Source organism: Pseudomonas azerbaijanoccidentalis (assembly GCF_019145495.1).
Taxonomy (GTDB): Bacteria; Pseudomonadota; Gammaproteobacteria; order Pseudomonadales; family Pseudomonadaceae; genus Aquipseudomonas; species Aquipseudomonas azerbaijanoccidentalis.
Genome location: NZ_JAHSTU010000013.1, coordinates 125,822 through 141,716 on the forward strand (window position 1 = coordinate 125,822; position 15,895 = coordinate 141,716).

The following is a 15,895-nucleotide window of genomic DNA, read 5'->3' on the forward strand; positions in this document are numbered from 1 at the left end:
TGTCATGCCTGAGTGAACAAGTAACATCGCGGACTGGAACGTAGCGAGAAAGCGGGCGAGAACGCGGAGTTTACATCCATGGTAAATGAGCATTTTTCGTCCACTTTCGCCGCTTTCCCTGATCGCGGCGATGTTACCCAACACTCTAAGGAAGGGCCCCTATCGTGACTGCCATCAAACTGATCGTTGGCCTGGGAAATCCAGGCGCCGAATACGACCAGACCCGGCATAACGCAGGGGCCCTTTTTGTTGAGCGCATCGCCCACGCACAGAATGTGAATCTTGTGGCCGATCGCAAATATTTCGGCCTGACCGGGCGCTATTCGCACCAAGGTCAGGATGTTCGTCTGCTGATTCCCACCACGTACATGAACCGCAGCGGCCAGGCCGTAGCGGCATTGGCAGGTTTCTTCCGCATCAAGCCTGAAGAAATCCTCGTGGCGCATGACGAACTCGACCTGCCTCCGGGCGTTGCCAAACTCAAACAGGGCGGCGGCCATGGCGGTCACAACGGGTTGCGCGACATCATTGCGCAACTGGGCAATCAGAATACGTTCTACCGCCTGCGGCTTGGCATTGGCCACCCGGGCGTCGCCAGTATGGTTTCAAATTTCGTCCTGGGTCGTGCGCCACGCGCCGAACAGGAAAAACTCGATGCCAGCATCGACTTTGCCCTCGGCGTGCTGCCGGATATCCTCGCCGGTGAATGGAACCGTGCGATGAAAAACCTGCACAGCCAGAAGGCCTGACTCTACTCCGAGGGGAAACACCATGGGATTCAATTGCGGCATCGTCGGCCTGCCTAACGTCGGCAAGTCCACCCTGTTCAACGCCCTGACCAAATCCGGTATCGCGGCCGAGAACTTCCCCTTCTGCACCATCGAGCCGAACAGCGGCATCGTGCCGATGCCCGATCCGCGTCTGGAAGCACTGGCGGCCATCGTCAATCCGAAGCGCATCCTGCCGACCACCATGGAATTCGTCGACATCGCCGGCCTGGTGGCCGGCGCCTCGAAAGGTGAAGGCCTGGGCAACAAGTTTCTGGCCAACATCCGCGAAACCGATGCCATCGCCCACGTGGTCCGCTGCTTCGAAGACGAGAACGTGATTCACGTTTCCAACAGCGTCGACCCGAAACGCGATATCGAAATCATCGACCTGGAACTGATCTTCGCTGACCTCGACAGCTGCGAGAAGCAACTGCAGAAAGTCGCGCGTAACGCCAAGGGCGGTGACAAGGACGCTGTGGTCCAGAAAGGCCTGCTGGAGCAACTGATCGCTCACTTCACCGAAGGCAAGCCTGCGCGCAGCCTGATGAAGAACATGAGCTCCGACGAAAAAGCAGTGATCAAGGGCTTCCACCTGCTGACCACCAAGCCGGTCATGTACATCGCCAACGTCGCTGAAGACGGTTTCGAGAACAACCCGCACCTGGACGTGGTTCGCGCCATCGCCGAAGAAGAAGGCGCCATGGTTGTTCCGGTCTGCAACAAGATCGAAGCGGAAATCGCCGAGCTCGATGACGGCGAAGAGAAAGACATGTTCCTCGAAGCCCTGGGCCTCGAAGAACCTGGCCTGAACCGCGTGATCCGCGCTGGCTACGAAATGCTGCACCTGCAGACCTACTTCACTGCTGGCGTCGAAGAAGTCCGCGCCTGGACCGTCCGCGTCGGTGCCACCGCACCGCAAGCCGCTGGCGTGATCCACACCGACTTCGAAAAAGGCTTCATCCGCGCCGAAGTGATCGCCTACAACGACTTCATCCAGTACAAGGGTGAAGCCGGTACAAAGGAAGCCGGTAAATGGCGCCTGGAAGGCAAGGACTACATCGTTAAAGACGGCGACGTGATGCACTTCCGCTTCAACGTGTAAGCCTTACGCTCAACAAAAAGCCGCGTTTGATACGCGGCTTTTTTGTGCCAAAAAATCAAAAGATCACAGCCTTCGGCAGCTCCTACAGATGATCAGCGTAGGAGCTGCCGAAGGCTGCGATCTTTTGATCTCACGTTCTTTTTGTACGTGGCAGGAAAATCGCCAGCACACCCAGCAACGGCAAAAACGAACACAGGAAGTACACGTACTCAATCCCGTGAATATCCGCCAAATGCCCCAGCAGCGCCGCGCCAATCCCGCCAAAACCGAACATCAAACCGAAGAACACCCCGGCAATCATCCCGACGTTGCCGGGCACCAACTCCTGGGCATACACCACGATGGCCGAGAACGCCGATGCCAGGATAAAGCCGATGACCACGCTCAGGACAGTGGTCCAGAACAAGTCGACATGCGGCAGCAACAGCGTGAACGGCGCCACGCCGAGGATCGAGAACCAGATCACCGCCTTACGCCCGATCTTGTCGCCGATCGGCCCACCGAAGAACGTCCCCGCCGCCACCGCGCCGAGAAACAGGAACAAATGCAGCTGCGAGCTGGCCACTGAAAGGTCGAACTTCTCGATCAGATAGAACGTGAAGTAACTGGTGAGGCTGGACATGTAGAAGTACTTGGAGAACACCAACAACCCCAAAACCACCAGCGCACTGATCACTCGCCCCTTGGACAGCCCGTGGGTCGCGGCCTGGCCTTGCTTGAGCTTGAACAGGTTCAGGTGATTGGCGTACCAGCGACTGATCCGGTACAGCACGAACAATGCAAACACGGCGAACAAACCGAACCACGCCACATTCCCTTGCCCGTAAGGGATGATGATTGCCGCCGCCAGCAAAGGCCCGAACGCCGAGCCCGCGTTACCGCCGACCTGAAAGGTCGATTGTGCCAACCCGAAGCGCCCGCCCGAGGCCAGTCGCGCCACGCGAGAAGCTTCCGGGTGGAAGGTCGAAGAACCGATGCCGATCAACCCCGCCGCTAACAGAATCATCGCAAAGCTGCCGACCACCGACATCATCACGATGCCGATCAGCGTGCAGACGGTGCCCGCCGGCAACAACCATGGCTTGGGATGACGGTCGGTGTGATAACCGACCCACGGCTGCAACAGCGACGCCGTCAGTTGAAACGTCAGGGTGATCAAGCCGACCTGGGTAAACGTCAGGCCATAGTTGGCTTTAAGCATTGGGTAAATCGACGGCAGTACCGACTGAATCAGGTCGTTGATCAGATGCGCCAGCGCCACCGCGCCGATGATGCGCATGACCAAGGGACTGCTTTGCGAAGGAGCGGATGCCGGTACGGAACCGGTCTGGGCATTGCTGATAGCCATGGGAGTTTCCAAACAACAGAGGGTGCACACGAGCAGGTGCGTCAATGTGCCATTTTTCGGTGCAGGAGCGCCATCCCCTTAGCCTGCTAACGACCTTGATTTTCATCGCGAAAAAGGTGATAGCGCATAGCCATGGTCTGAATCTTGCCTTGTTTCTCCCCTTCAACGCGGCGCCCTTACAAAGGGAACCGAGAATGGGAAGTTTCACCACAGAATCGGCCTACAGAGCTGGCAATGGTGAACTTTCGAGGCCTTTTAAAAGGGCACCGGTCAAGGTCGCACAGATCTCGACGCCCACCAATGGTGCGGGGTGTCCAAAGGAGTCATGGGGCATGCAGGCTTTTTTATCACCGGGGATCGGACTGCTGGGGCGTTTCGGCTTTGCACGTAAATTCCAGCTGTTGTTCCTGCTGTTCATCCTGCCATTGGCTGGCAGCCTGTGGATGATTGGGCAGGACTATCGCGACAAACTGAGTTTGATTTCCGGTGAACGTGCCGGGGTTCGTCAACTTCTCGCCCTTGATGCACTGGACAACCTGCTTTCCGCTCAGCGTGATCGGGCGGCCCGCTGGCGCGCAACTGAAACCAACCGCCAACCGACACCGGCAACGCTAGCCGCCATGGCAGCCTTCGACGCGGTCCAGCCCGCCGTTGCTCAAGCCGCCTCAGACCTCGGCACCGTGCTGCAAAAAGACGAAGCCAAGGACGAAACCCTCACCCGTTATCAAGCCCTGCAAACCGCCCTCAGCGGCCTCGACTCGAAAAGTCTGAGCAGCGTCGGTTGGTGGCCGGACGGTTACGACCGCTTCACCAATGCCTTGAGCGCCCTGCAAGCGTTGCGCGAGCAGATCGCCATGGACAACCGCCTGACACTTGCTCCGTGGCTGGAAACGTACCTGCTGACGCAGATTTCCACCCAGCACGCGCCGGACCTGATCGAACGCGTCGGGCGACTGGCTGCGGTGGGCCAGGCTTCGGTGGTCTCCGGGCAGTTTACTTTGCAGAGTCGCCTGCAACTGCGTGATCTGCGCAGCCGCATCGGCGATGCCCGGGAACAATTGGTGAAAACCGCGAGCGTGCTCGAAGCGCGGCTGCCCAGCGCTCTGCAAACCTGGGCCGGCCAGTACCATGACAGCCTCAAGCATCTGGATTCAGGCCTGAAAGTCCTCGATGACGGCGTGTTCGGCGGCAGCATCAACCTCAAGCCCGAAGACTTCGAGCGCAGCCTGGACGCCCTGCTCGCCAACCTCGCCGCATTGCGCCAGCAATCGCTGGAATCGCTGGACCAGCGTCTGAATTACTACCACGATTCGGCGATCCGTCAGTTCATGGTGGTGGCGACGGTGTTTGGCTGCCTGCTGCTGGCGGCGCTGTACCTGTTCATCTGTTTGCAGGCCTCGATCCGCCGAAGCGCCAGCGGCATCACGCTGCTCGCCGAAGCCCTGCGCGATGGCAATCTGAACCTGCAAGCGCCGGTTCAGGGCCGGGATGAGTTGGCCGCCATCAGCACAGCGCTGAATGTCGCCGTGGTGCAGTTGCGCACCAGCTTGCTCGGGGTGGATCACGAAACCCTGCAATTGAGCAATGCCGTGCAAACCCTCAATCATCACTCCAGCGACGCCCTCGGCGAGGTCGAAGCCCAGCAGTTGCAGATCAGCCAGATCGCCGCAGCGGCGACGCAATTGGCGGCCACCTCACAAGGCGTGGCCCAGAGCTGCGAACGTGCCTCCGGCAGCGCTCAGCACACCCAGCGTATTGCCGCCGACAGTAGCCGTGACAGCCAACGCACAACAGCCAGCATCCAGCAGCTCAACCAGCGCTTGAATGACACCGCCGCAGCCTTGGGCCGCGTCAGCGAACAAGGACAGCAGATTCAACTGGTGGTCGACACCATTCGTGGCGTCGCCGAGCAGACCAACCTGTTGGCGCTCAACGCCGCCATCGAGGCTGCCCGAGCTGGCGAGCAGGGTCGCGGTTTTGCGGTGGTGGCCGACGAAGTGCGCAGCCTGTCGCAACGCACTCAATCGTCCACCGCGCAAATCGCCGGTACGGTCGATAGCTTGCGCAGCACCGTGAACGAAGCCGTCAGCTTGATGGAAGCGGCGTGTGGCCAGGCGCAATCCGACGCCTTGGCGGTGACCGGTCTGGGCGAACGCCTGGGGGAAATTGCCAGCGCGGTACAAGGCGTTACCGATACCCTTGCGCAGATCGCCACGGCCGTCGACGAACAGGCCAGCACCGCCGACGAGGTCAGCGGCAATATCCAGCAAGTCGATCAGGCGGCGGTGCGATTACTCGAAGGAGCCCGCGCGGTGAACCAGGCAGCGGACACCTTGAGCCATGGCAGCAAGGCCTTGAGTGCCAATACCGGCAGGTTTCAGCTCAATTGATGCCCTTCCCTGAGCCGATTTTTCGGCTCAGGAGGATAAGCGGTTGAAAGCGTAGAGAAATATTTTAGATTTGTGCTTGACGCATCCCCGTTACCGGTGAATAATGCGCGCCACTTGGCTACATAGCTCAGTTGGTTAGAGCATAGCATTCATAATGCTGGGGTCCGGGGTTCAAGTCCCTGTGTAGCCACCAAGTACTAAAAACGGCTTACCGAAAGGTAGGCCGTTTTTTTATGCCTCGAAAAAATGCGCTGCGGTTACAGGAATTCCTGAACCGCAGACGCTGGTCGATCAGCCCCGAACTGTCGGCAACGCCGACAACGCCTTCTCCCAGATCTGCCAGGTCCGCAACCAGACCATCGCCTGCCAATCATTGTCGGCGGGATAAAACTGTTCCAGCAGATTCAGCTTTATCTCGCGCCCTGTCGCATCACTTGGATTGCCATGCAGATGCAACCAGTGATCATCGCGCAAATGCCGATGAACACCCGGCCCCGGATATGTCCCGCACTCAATGACAAACGGCATCAACCGCACCTGCGGCAATGCATCGAGCAAGGCTTGCGAGGTGTAGCCGGTGGCCGTCGCCGCCACGCCGGTTTCGCTCACCGTGTCGGCGCCGGTCTGCAAGCTATAGAGCCACGGCCCGTAAATCGCCTGGGCCTGCGCCAACGCCGGATAGGCAGACTCGGTAATGGTCAACAACATCGGATGACCGTACTCACCGGCGCCGGTGTGCAGGTCGAAACACATGGCGACATCGGCATGGCTCATGTGGTTTTGCATAATCTGGTGCAACGTGCGATTCGACCAGCTCGGCGCCAGCCCACCATAAAACAGGCCATCAGAGTGCGCATGCTGCCCGCCTTCGACAATCGACATGACCGCTGGCCAGCCGTGCTGTTGAATCTGCTCTTCAAGCAAGGCATCGGCGCGCTCCCGCTCGGGACCTTGCAACTGCGTGCAGGCATAGATTGCATGCAGCGCGTTGTAAGCCTGGTTGTCCGGCAACGAGCGCTGGAAATTGAGGTGATTGCGGTTCAGGTCGATATTGTCTTCGTTGACCCGCCGCAACCACGCCATGCCCCAAGGGTTGATGGCATGGATCACCACCACGGCGACATCGGCCGGCAGCGTGCGCTTGCCCAACTCCTGCAACCACTTGATCTGACAACCCGAACCATAGAAGCCCTCGACGCCATGGGTGCCGCTCAACGCGATCAGCAGGCGTTTGGCGCCAGGAACGCCAAGCACCGCGACATCGGTGCTCAAGGACTCGCCGAACGGCCCTTTGAGTGGGTGCGGATACTCGGTCAGTGTCGCCCCGGCCGCAGTCGCCGCCGCAAGGAATTGTTCACGCTGGGAGCGGTAGCTGGGCTGGGTCGGGAACTCGGTCTGCATGTCTGCCTCTTGTTGATCTTTGAGCTTGCCTGTGGGCAATGACCCTACAGAAAATCCGCCCGTTGATGAAGGACCAAAGCGTCTTTGTCGTGGGACCCGGTTTGCGTCACTCGGTGGTGGCCGATAAAGTCCCCGATACATTTACCTCACGGATGGAGTGCCCCACGTGTTCTCAGCCTTCCACTTGAGCCGCCATCGTGCGTCAGCCATCGCGCTGATCGTTGCTGCGTTAACCCTCGGCGCCTGCCACAACGCTTCGGCCCCAACGCTGCCACTCGCACCGGAAAGCGCTTCCGGTTATCGCACCGACCTGCAGACCCGACATGCCACAAAACACATGGCCGCAGCCGCCAACCCGCTGGCCGCCGAAGCCGGGCGCGAGATGCTGCGTCGCGGCGGTTCGGCCATCGATGCGGCGATTGCGATGCAAGCCGTGTTGACGCTGGTCGAACCGCAATCGTCAGGCATTGGCGGTGGAGCGTTGATAGTGCTGTGGGACGGTAAAAACGTGCGCACCTACGACGGCCGCGAAACGGCACCGGCCGGCGCCACAGAGAAGCTTTTCCTGCAAGCCGATGGCCAACCCATGCCCTTCACTCAAGCACAGATTGGCGGCCGCTCGGTCGGCACGCCGGGCGTATTGCGCGCCCTTGAGCTTGCCCATCAAAAACACGGTCGCCTGCCATGGGGGCAGCTGTTCGAACCGGCGATCACACTCGCCCAGCAAGGTTTCGCCATCTCGCCACGCCTGCACGGGTTGATCGCCTCGGACAGGTCCATGGCTCGCTCGCCGGAGATGATGGCTTACTTTCTGAACGCCGACGGCAGCCCGAAAGCCAGCGGCACCCTGCTGAAGAATCCGGCGCTGGCCGCGTTGTTCCAACGCATTGCCAAGGAAGGACCGGACGCGCTGTATAAAGGTCCTGTCGCGCAGGAAATCGTCGCCAAGGTTCAGGGCCATACCAATCCGGGGAGCCTGTCGCTAAACGATCTTGCCCACTACAGTGCCAAGGAACGCGCGCCCCTGTGCACCGACTACAAACGCTGGCAAGTCTGCGGCATGCCGCCGCCGTCATCGGGCGGAATTGCCGTAGCGCAAATTCTCGGCACGCTGCAAGCCCTGGAGACGCGTGACCAGCGCTTTGCCCTCGCCCCGATGAAACCGCTGAAAACCACCGCCCCTGCCGGCCTCGAACCCAGCCCTGAAGCCGTGCACCTGATCTCGGAAGCCGAGCGCCTGGCCTACGCCGACCGTGCGCAATACGTGGCCGATACGGACTTTGTGCCGGTGCCGGTCAAAGGTCTGGTGGACCCGGCCTACCTCGCCAGCCGCGCCGCGCTGATAGGCGACCGCAGCATGGGCATTGCCCAACCGGGCAAGCCACCGGGTATTCAGGTCGCGTACGCGCAGGATCGTTCGCCATTGCGCATCTCCACGTCGCAAATCGTTGCCGTGGATGATCAGGGCGGCGCCGTTTCGATGACCACCACTATCGAATCAGCCTTCGGCTCGCATGTGATGGTTCAGGGCTTTCTGCTGAACAACGAGATGACCGACTTTTCGTTCATCCCCGAAGAGAATGGCCAGAAAGTCGCCAACCGCGTTGAACCGGGCAAACGCCCGCGCTCTTCAATGGCTCCGACACTGATCTTCGACCGCCAGAACGGCGAATTCCTCGCCAGTGTCGGCTCACCCGGCGGTTCGCAAATCATCGAATACGTCGCCAAATCCACCATCGGCTTGCTCGACTGGAATCTCGACCCGCAAACCGCCATCAACCTGCCCAACTTCGGCAGCCGCAACGGCCCGACCGAACTGGAACGCGGCCAATTCAGCCCGGCACTGATCCAGGCGCTGAAAGACAAAGGCCACAGCGTCAACGAGATTGACATGACCAGCGGCACCCAGGCGATCGTTCGGGTCAAGGATGCGCAGGGGAACGCATCGTTGGCGGGTGGAGCGGATCCTCGGCGGGAAGGGGAAGCGTTGGGGGATTGAGGTTTATTCAGAAATGAAAAGGGCCCACCGGAAGGTAAGCCCGTTTTCAGGCGCTGTCTGAACGGTCATGCCGCGATGTCGCACCAGGCTTAACGAGTGATTTTCAGCGCCTGGCGAGCCTCATGCCTTTCAACTGCCAGTTCAATCAGCCGCGTGACCAGTTCACTGTAGGTCATGCCTGCGGCCTGCCAGAGTTTCGGGTACATGCTGATGCGGGTGAATCCGGGCAGTGAGTTGATTTCGTTGATCAGCACTTCGCCGCCGTCCGTCAGGAACACGTCGACCCGTGCCAGCCCGGAACAGCCCAGCACATGAAAAGCCTCGACTGCCATGCTCCGGATGCGCTCGCTGGCCTCGACGCTGATGTCGGCCGGCACCACCACTTGTGCGGCCATGTCGTCGATGTACTTGCTGTCGTAGGAATAAAAACCGCTGCGCACCACGATCTCGCCGCAACCACTGGCGATGGCCTGTTCATTGCCGAGCACCGCGCATTCGATTTCGCGGCCACTGACAGCCGATTCGATCAGCACCTTCTCATCAAAACCCAGGGCCAATTCGACTGCCGTCAGATACTCGGCTTCATCGGTCACTTTGCTCACGCCCACGGAAGAGCCCTGGTTCGCCGGTTTGACGAACAGCGGCAGACCGAGTTTTGCCGACACTTGCGCGAAACTGCTGCGTGCAGCGGTCGTGCGCGTCAGGGTCACGAACGGTGTGACCGCCAGCCCGGCATCACGCAGCAGGCGCTTGCTGATGTCCTTGTCCATGCACACCGCCGAACCCAGTACGTCGGAACCCACAAACGGCAAGTCGGCCATGCGCAGCAGGCCTTGCAGGCAACCGTCTTCACCGAGGGTGCCGTGGACGATCGGGAAGATCACATCGACGTGGCCCAGCAGTTCCTGACTGGAGGTTTCCACCAGTTGCTGGCTGGCCTTGCCCGGCACGACCGCCAATTCGCGGTTGGATTGATTGAGGGCGATCAGCGCCGGATTCTCCTGGTTCAGCAGAAAATTCGAAGGATCGTTGAGGTGCCAGTGGCCTTGTTTGTCGATGCCGATCAGTACCGGCTCGAAGCGCGAACGGTCCAGCGCATCGACAATGTTTTTCGCCGATTGCAGCGACACTTCGTGCTCGGCCGAACGCCCACCAAAAATAATCCCTACACGCAGTTTGCTCATTCACTTCGTCCTCAACGATTGGCCACCAGGTGAGCGCCGAACAGCAGGTAGCAACTCCCTGCAAAGCGGTCCAGCCATTTGCGGGAGCGGTTGTAGACCCCCGTCACCCGACGGCTCGAAAACAGTAATGCCACGCTGCAATACCAACTGAAGGACAGCGTCGCCATGGTCAGCACTGCCAGCGCCAGCAATGAAGGCGGCACGGTGGCTGGCATGGCAGTGGCGAAGATTGTCGCAACGAACAGTGCAGATTTGGGGTTGGTCATGTTGCCCAGAAAACCCTGGCCATACGCCGAAGTCAGCGTACGCCCGGCGCCAACCATTGAGTCGCTATCACTCTGAGCAACCGCAGGCTTGCGCTTGAACTGTTTTAAGCCCAGATAAATCAGGTAGCAGCCACCGGCAACCTTGAACGCCAGGTACAGCGTGGGCGCGGCGCTGAACAGCGACTTGATGCCCAAACCGCCCGCCAGCCCCCAAAGCACAGTGCCGGTTGCCACACCCAACGCGGCCACGACACCGTGACGCTTGGACTGGCTGGCGGCCAATTGCGCGATGTTGAAAAAATTTGGCCCCGGGGTAATCACCGCGACCGTCCATAACAGCGCCAGCGATAACAAGGGAGCGGCGTAGCTCAGAGGGGTTATGTCCATGGTCGGGTTGCCTGAGTCGCATTGGAAGATGGGCAACACATTGCAGCATTTGCCTCGGGTTTTCTACTTGCCCGAGGCCTTTCATCAGCCACGAGACAGAGGATCCGTCACTGGGTTAACGTGGTCGGTATCAAGTTCAAGGCAACGATAATCATGGTCAGGCGTCGGCCTCACAATGACTGGTTCCACCGCGCACCGGATGTGGGTGGCCTACAGCGTTTCGAAGCGTTCTTTGCGGGCCATGGCTACGACATGCACCGCCACGATACGTACGCCATCGGTCACACGCTGGCTGGCGTGCAGAGTTTTCAGTATCGCGGCGGCTGGCGTCACAGCGTGCCCGGCGGGACGATGGTGCTGCACCCGGACGAAGTTCACGATGGCGAGGCCGGCACCGAGGCCGGTTTCAAGTATCGGATGATGTACATCGAACCGGCGCTGATCCAGCAGATGCTTGGCGGCCAGCCTCTTCCGTTCATCCAGAACGGGCTATCCAACGATCCTCGCTTGTTTGCCGCCACGGCAACACTGCTACGCAGTCTCGATTGCCCTCTCGAACCGCTGGAAGAGCAGGACGCGCTCTTCGATCTGGCGCAGGCCTTGAACGCTGCTGCCGCAATGACTGTCAGGCGCTCCAGCTTCGACTACGTTGCAGCCGAACGCGCGCGGGAGTACCTGCATAGCGCCCTCGATCGAACCGTGACGCTGGAAGAGCTGGAGAAGCATAGCGGGCGGGATCGCTGGAGCCTGTCACGGGATTTTCGCCTGCTGTTCGGCACCAGCCCCTACCGTTATCTGACCATGCGCCGTTTGGACCTGGTCCGCTCTTTGCTCATTCAGGGACAGTCGCTGGTCAGCGCTGCGCTGATCGCCGGTTTCACCGACCAAAGCCACATGACCCGGCAATTCAGCAAAACCTACGGCCTGTCCCCCGCTCGCTGGGTAAAAATGCAGCGCCGCTGAGCCACGCACAATCGTACAAGAAGCGCGCCGACAGGCTGGCTATCGTGGCTGTACAAGCAACCACAAGAGCCCCGCCATGAACGCTTACGCAAGCCTGAACTTCGCTGAGAAAATCGCCAGGATCGACTCACACTGGTCGCCCAGGGTCATCGCTGAAATGAACGACTACCAGTTCAAAGTGGTGAAGCTGCTGGGGGATTTCATCTGGCACGATCACCAGGATACCGACGAAACCTTTATCGTCCTCGAAGGCCGGTTGCGCATCGACTTTCGCGACGGCCACGTGCTGGTGAACGCGGGAGAAATGTACGTGGTGCCCAAAGGCATCGAGCACAAACCCTGCGCCGAGCAGGAGGTGAAGCTTCTGCTGATCGAACCCAAGGGCGTGCTCAACACCGGCAGCGAAGGTGGCGAACGCACCGCTGAAAATGACGTGTGGATATGACCGGCTGACGGTTCAAGCCTGGAGTGTCTTGCCATCCACCGGCTCGCCAATGGTCAGGAAGTGCCCACCGGCCACATGGTGCAAGGTGCGCAACGCGTCTTGCCCCTCGAAGTGCCAACGGCCATTACTGAACACGCGTTCGTCGGCCTGGGCGGCAATCACCTCGGCCAGGACCAGGTCGTATTGTTGATGATTGTCGGGCTCGGGCAGCAGGCGGCATTCAAGCCAGGCAACGCAGCCTTCGAGCATTGGGGCATCGATCAGCTCGGCGGCGAAGGTGGGCAAGCCGTAGGTCTGGAACTTGTCCCGGCCCTGTTCCCGGGTCAGCTCCAGGCCGGAGGTCGAGCCGACGGTCTGCACGATATCGGCCTGCACCGCGCAAGGAACGTTGAGGACGAAAGTACCCGAGGCTTCGAGCAATTGGCGAGTCCAGGTGGCCTTGTCGAGGACCACGGCAATTTTCGGCGGCTCGAAATCCAGCGGCATGGCCCACGCCGCTGCCATGATGTTGCGCTGCCCGCCATGGGCGGCGCTGACCAACACGGTCGGCCCGTGATTGAGCAGCCGATAAGCTTTGGGCAAGGGAACCGGACGGCGGTGGGAAGCGCTCATGGATGTCTGCTCCTTGGGGAAAAAACCGATTGTAGCGACATCGCCAACGAAAAGATCGCAGCCTGCGGCAGCTCCTACAAGGTCCGTAATTCTCTGTAGGAGCTGCCGCAGGCTGCGATCTTTTCAGGTCCTGCGCGATGTACTAACTCGACAACTGATTGGCAAACTGCCCCACTGCATTGACCACTTTCTGCGCGCCGTCCTGAATCTCGACGATCACCGTGCCCGCTTCCGCCGCCAGCGCCAGCCCCTGTTCCGCCTGGAGCTTGCCGTCGGTCATCAGGGCCACGGCGTTGCGAGCCATGTCCTGGTTCTGACGTACCACCAGCACGATTTCATCGGTGGCCTGGCTGGTGCGCGAAGCCAGTTGCCGAACTTCGTCCGCCACCACGGCAAAACCTCGCCCCTGCTCACCCGCACGGGCCGCTTCGATGGCGGCATTGAGCGCCAGCAGATTGGTCTGTTCGGCAATGCCGCTGATGGTCTTGACGATGGTGCCGATCACCAGCGATTGCTCGTTCAAGGCTTCGATGCCATCACCGGCAGTTTGCATGTGTTTGGCAAGATCACGCATCACGTCCACGGCCTGGGTTACCACGGCCGTGCCACGCTGGGCACTCTGGTCGGTTTGCTGCGACGTGCTGTAGGCAATGTTTGCCGCGTCGGCAACAGCTTGTTCCTGATTGACCTGATCGGTAATCACCGTGGCGAACTTCACCACTTTGTAGAGTTTGTTGTTGGCATCGACCACGGGATTGTAGGACGCCTCCAGCCAGACCGTACGACCATGGCTGTCGACGCGTTTGAAACGCTCGGCCACGTACTCACCCGCGTTCAGTCGGCGCCAGAAGTTCTGGTATTCGGCGCTGTTGTAATCCTCAGGAAAGCAGAAGGTCCGGTGGTGTTTACCCTTGATCTGCGCCAGGCTGTAACCCATGCCCGAAAGAAAACGATCATTGGCAGACAGCACGTTGCCGTTAAGGTCGAACTCGATCACCGCCGTCGAGCGCACCAAAGCACCGATCAGGTTTTCATGCTCGCGGGAGGCCTCGATGGTGCGGGTCAGGTCGCTGGAGAAGATCGAGAAATGTTTGATCCGCCCCTCCGCCGAGCGCACCGGTTGCAGGATGGAACGCAGCCACGCCTCCTGGCCCGTGCCACGCAACAAACGCACGGTGCCGGCAAAGTGCTCGCCGCGGGTCAGCGCCGTGTTGAAGCGACGCTGGAACTCGTCGTTCTTTACATGATCCGGGGCGATATCGTCGATGTGGCGACCGATCAACTCGCCGCTCTTGTAGTGCATTTCACTCAGAAAGTTCTGATTGACCGACTGGACCCGGCCATCCGAATCAAGGGTCAGCACCAGCATCTCGCTTTCCAGACTTTCCTTCACTTGCTGAAGGCTGGAGAGTTCTTCACGAAGAGCGGACAGCTCCTGCTTCAAGCGTTTATTGAACATGGGGATACACCGATGGACAGGGTAGAAAGCGATATGCAGCCTAACCATCGGCCTTGCGGACCTTTTCTGAAGAGCGCTTGAGCTTTGTCCTACAAAAATAGTTGCCCCACGTTCGACAAGTCCTCCGCTCAGGCAGCCCGGGCAGCCGAGCAATGCCCAACGCCGGGCATCCGCGCACCGAAATACGCCGCGCTACACACGCCCACCGCGCCCATCACTGCGCAGAAAATCACACAAATCCATGGACTCCACGGCATCAGCCCGATCAATAACAGCGGCGTGATACTTGCCCAAGCGGCGTAGGCAATGTTGTAGGTGAAGGAAATACCCGAGACTCGAACCCGCGCCGGAAACAGGCTGACCATCACCGAGGGCACGGCGCCGACCACCCCGCACCCGAGGCCGGCCACAGCGTAGGCCAGACCGACCCAATCACCGCCGCTGATCAGGCAGCCATAGAGCACGCCGATGCCCAGCGGCAACAGCAGGCTGTACAACATGACCGTGCGCCAGGCGCCCAGGCGGTCGACCAACCACCCGGCAATCACGCAGCCAATGTTCAGGAAAACGATCCCCAGCGCGCTCAAGGCGAAGGTGTGGCTGGCGGTCATGCCGAAGGTTTTCTGCATCATGGTCGGGGTGATGACCACGAACACCACCACGGCCGAGGTCAATACACAGGTGAGGATCATTGCCGGCAGCATCGCCAGTCGATGTTCGCGCAGGACCGCCCGCAGCGGCAGTTCGACGGTCTCTTCGCGCTGGGCCTGCATGGCCATGAACACCGGGGTTTCGCTGAGCCAGCGACGCAGCCAGACGCCGATCACGCCGAACACACCACCCAGCAGGAACGGGTAACGCCAGGCGTAATCGAGGATTTCTGCCGGGGTAAACGCCTGCGCCAGGAATGTCGCCGTCAACGCGCCGAGCAGGTAGCCAAAGGTCAGGCCCGCCTGCAAAAAGCCCAAGGCATAACCGCGATGGCCGGCCGGCGCGTGCTCGGCAACGAACACCCAGGCGCTCGGCACTTCACCGCCCACCGCCGCCCCCTGCAGGACTCGCAGAAGCAACAGCAATAGCGGTGCGAAATAGCCGATCTGTGCGTAGGTCGGCATGAGGCCGATAAGCAGACACGGTAGCGCCATCATCAGGATGCTCAGACTGAAGACCTTTTTGCGCCCCATCCGGTCGGCGAAATGCGCCATCAGGATGCCGCCCAGCGGCCGCGCCAGGTAACCGGTGACGAAAATCCCGAAACTTTGCAGCAGACGCAGCCACTCGGGCATTTCCGGGGGGAAGAACAGCTGGCTCAAGGTCAGCGCGAAAAATACGAAGATGATGAAATCGTAGATTTCCAGCGCCCCGCCCAGGGCCGCGAGCCCCAGGGTCTTGTAGTCCGAGCGGCTGAACGGCGCCGGGCGTGAATCGGTGTTGGCAGTCATGTAAAGAACTCTGGCACGGGCAAAAACCAAGGCGCCCATGGTCTACGCAAATGCGCCGGTGGACAACCCGTTAGACCAAAGTCCCATAGCCGCAAATCAGCCCCGCAAAAAAGCGCCGGTTGAATTA

At 60.1% G+C, this 15,895-nt stretch carries 13 protein-coding genes, 1 tRNA gene and 1 pseudogene; 7 read left to right on the forward strand and 8 right to left on the reverse strand.

Annotated features, from left to right (window positions below):
* Positions 1 to 164 precede the first annotated feature (164 nt).
* Complete coding sequence (gene pth, locus KVG88_RS29805) at positions 165 to 749, forward strand: aminoacyl-tRNA hydrolase (RefSeq protein ID WP_008079560.1); 585 nt, start codon at positions 165 to 167, stop codon at positions 747 to 749.
* A gap of 22 nt (positions 750 to 771) precedes the next feature.
* Positions 772 to 1,872 carry a redox-regulated ATPase YchF gene (ychF, locus tag KVG88_RS29810; RefSeq protein WP_150704751.1) on the forward strand — a complete coding sequence of 367 codons (1,101 nt, stop codon included), beginning with the start codon at positions 772 to 774 and terminating at the stop codon, positions 1,870 to 1,872.
* A 130-nt stretch (positions 1,873 to 2,002) separates the two neighbouring features.
* Here the strand turns inward: ychF and KVG88_RS29815 are convergent, their stop codons facing one another.
* Positions 2,003 to 3,220, reverse strand: coding sequence for an MFS transporter (locus tag KVG88_RS29815; RefSeq protein ID WP_150704750.1), 1,218 nt, complete (start codon positions 3,218 to 3,220; stop codon positions 2,003 to 2,005).
* A 332-nt stretch (positions 3,221 to 3,552) separates the two neighbouring features.
* Between KVG88_RS29815 and KVG88_RS29820 the strand changes: the two genes are divergently transcribed.
* Together KVG88_RS29820 and KVG88_RS29825 are read left to right on the forward strand one after the other, a co-directional pair.
* Positions 3,553 to 5,610, forward strand: a complete 2,058-nt coding sequence (locus KVG88_RS29820; protein ID WP_217873486.1) for a methyl-accepting chemotaxis protein — start codon at positions 3,553 to 3,555, stop codon at positions 5,608 to 5,610.
* Positions 5,611 to 5,726: 116 nt separating this feature from the next.
* Positions 5,727 to 5,803 (forward strand) — tRNA-Met (locus KVG88_RS29825).
* Between the two features lie 98 nt (positions 5,804 to 5,901).
* Here the strand turns inward: KVG88_RS29825 and KVG88_RS29830 are convergent.
* On the reverse strand, positions 5,902 to 7,011 hold the full coding sequence (locus tag KVG88_RS29830; protein WP_217873487.1) for a DUF2817 domain-containing protein: 1,110 nt from the start codon (positions 7,009 to 7,011) through the stop codon (positions 5,902 to 5,904).
* A gap of 166 nt (positions 7,012 to 7,177) precedes the next feature.
* Between KVG88_RS29830 and ggt the strand changes: the two genes are divergently transcribed.
* Positions 7,178 to 9,010 (forward strand): gamma-glutamyltransferase, encoded by a 1,833-nt coding sequence (gene ggt / locus KVG88_RS29835; RefSeq protein WP_217873488.1) that lies wholly within the window; start codon positions 7,178 to 7,180, stop codon positions 9,008 to 9,010.
* Between the two features lie 89 nt (positions 9,011 to 9,099).
* On the opposite strand, the gene ddlA is transcribed toward ggt, so the two are convergent.
* Positions 9,100 to 10,194: a D-alanine--D-alanine ligase gene (ddlA, locus tag KVG88_RS29840; RefSeq protein WP_217873489.1), complete on the reverse strand. Its 1,095-nt coding sequence runs from the start codon at positions 10,192 to 10,194 to the stop codon at positions 9,100 to 9,102.
* A gap of 11 nt (positions 10,195 to 10,205) precedes the next feature.
* The gene (locus KVG88_RS29845; RefSeq protein WP_150704745.1) at positions 10,206 to 10,847 is read right to left on the reverse strand and encodes a LysE family translocator; all 642 of its coding nucleotides are present in this window, start codon (positions 10,845 to 10,847) and stop codon (positions 10,206 to 10,208) included.
* A 153-nt stretch (positions 10,848 to 11,000) separates the two neighbouring features.
* Between KVG88_RS29845 and KVG88_RS29850 the strand changes: the two genes are divergently transcribed.
* The gene (locus KVG88_RS29850) at positions 11,001 to 11,810 is read left to right on the forward strand and encodes an AraC family transcriptional regulator (RefSeq protein WP_217873490.1); all 810 of its coding nucleotides are present in this window, start codon (positions 11,001 to 11,003) and stop codon (positions 11,808 to 11,810) included.
* Between the two features lie 76 nt (positions 11,811 to 11,886).
* Positions 11,887 to 12,255 (forward strand): cupin domain-containing protein, encoded by a 369-nt coding sequence (locus KVG88_RS29855; protein ID WP_150704743.1) that lies wholly within the window; start codon positions 11,887 to 11,889, stop codon positions 12,253 to 12,255.
* A gap of 12 nt (positions 12,256 to 12,267) precedes the next feature.
* Here KVG88_RS29855 and KVG88_RS29860 read toward each other — a convergent pair whose 3' ends face one another.
* The 4 genes and pseudogenes from KVG88_RS29860 to KVG88_RS29870 all read right to left on the reverse strand — a co-directional run bounded on the left by KVG88_RS29860 (position 12,268) and on the right by KVG88_RS29870 (position 15,768).
* On the reverse strand, positions 12,268 to 12,867 hold the full coding sequence (locus KVG88_RS29860) for a flavin reductase family protein (RefSeq protein ID WP_217873491.1): 600 nt from the start codon (positions 12,865 to 12,867) through the stop codon (positions 12,268 to 12,270).
* Positions 12,868 to 13,009: 142 nt separating this feature from the next.
* Positions 13,010 to 13,570, reverse strand: coding sequence for a methyl-accepting chemotaxis protein (locus tag KVG88_RS31455; RefSeq protein WP_263597391.1), 561 nt, complete (start codon positions 13,568 to 13,570; stop codon positions 13,010 to 13,012).
* Positions 13,550 to 14,374: pseudogene (locus KVG88_RS31460) on the reverse strand (PAS domain-containing protein); the annotation flags it as partial. The gene KVG88_RS31455 and the pseudogene KVG88_RS31460, both read right to left, overlap by 21 nt.
* Positions 14,375 to 14,454: 80 nt before the next feature.
* Positions 14,455 to 15,768: an MFS transporter gene (locus KVG88_RS29870; protein WP_217873492.1), complete on the reverse strand. Its 1,314-nt coding sequence runs from the start codon at positions 15,766 to 15,768 to the stop codon at positions 14,455 to 14,457.
* Between the last annotated feature and the right edge of the window lie 127 nt (positions 15,769 to 15,895).